We start from the raw sequence: 1,018 nt of genomic DNA on the forward strand, positions 1-1,018 counted from the left end.
CCCTGATGTCCGGCCCCGGCCGGCGTGTGACGATCGGGGCATGCCAGTCGCCGCCCGCCCGCCCGAGACGACCGACGAGCCGCCCGTGCGCAAGCTGTACCGCAGCGCCGACGGGCGGATGCTCGGCGGTGTCGCCCGGGGCCTGGCGGGGCACCTGGGGCTTCCCGTCATCTGGGTGCGGCTGGTCTTCCTCGCCCTCTTCCTCGCCGACGGCCTCGGCGTCCTGGTGTACGCCGTCTTCTGGATCGTCGTGCCGCTGGGCGTCGGCGGCCGCTCCGGGCCGCGCTCCGTCTTCGCGACCGGGCCCGACGGGCGGCGCCGGCTCCGCAAGCCGGACAAGGGCCAGGTGGTGGCGCTCGTCGCGCTCACCATCGGCGCGATCGGCTTCGTGACCAGCGTCGACCTCGGCGGCGAGGCCAACCGGTACGTGTGGCCGACGCTGCTGGTGGGCGTCGGCGTGGTCCTGGTGTGGCGTCAGGCGGAAACCTCGACATCTTCGCCCACTACCGCGAGAGGGCCCGGGACGCGGAAGCGGTGATCGTTCCGGCCATGGCCTTCTTCGGCGGCCTCGGCGACCTGCTGGCCACCGCAGCGATGGGTGACTGGACCGAAGCCGACGAGGCGCACATCGCCTACGCGCTCAGCAACTGGCACCCCACCGCCGGTACCCGGCTCTCAGGTGCGGTCTCCCGCGAGCGACGCGGCGACCACCGCCTGCGCTACAGCGGTGGACAGTGGGAGCACCGCACCGATGCCGCGCCCACCCTGGAGTGGACCTTCCCGGAACCGATGGGCTCCCGGCCGGTGATCGGGGAGTTCACGATGGCGGACGTCGTCACCGTTTCCCAGCACCTCTCCATCCCCGAGGTGACCACCTACATGACTGCCGAGGCGGCCCGAGACGTCGCCGCTCCCCACACGCCGGCTCCGACCGCCGCCGACGAGCGCGGGCGCTCGAACCAGACCTTCCTCGTCGACGTCGTCGTCCGCTCCGGCGGAGCCGAACGCCGGGCCACGG

At 73.3% G+C, this 1,018-nt stretch carries 1 protein-coding gene and 1 pseudogene; both read left to right on the forward strand.

From position 1 onward, the window contains the following. Window positions 1–40: 40 nt before the first annotated feature. A complete protein-coding gene (locus AB0F61_RS34300; protein WP_357818585.1) occupies window positions 41–538 on the forward strand; it encodes a PspC domain-containing protein in 498 nt (165 codons plus the stop codon). Next, window positions 469–1,018, forward strand: a pseudogene (locus AB0F61_RS34305) (saccharopine dehydrogenase); the annotation flags it as partial. The gene AB0F61_RS34300 and the pseudogene AB0F61_RS34305, both read left to right, overlap by 70 nt.

It is taken from the genome of Micromonospora sp. NPDC023888, assembly GCF_040639415.1.
Classification (GTDB): Bacteria; Actinomycetota; Actinomycetes; order Mycobacteriales; family Micromonosporaceae; genus Micromonospora.

Excerpts from the sequence above, each read along its gene's own strand:
- AB0F61_RS34300 (WP_357818585.1), top strand. The coding sequence starts at position 41 with ATGCCAGTCGCCGCCCGCCCGCCCGAGACGACCGACGAGCCGCCCGTG.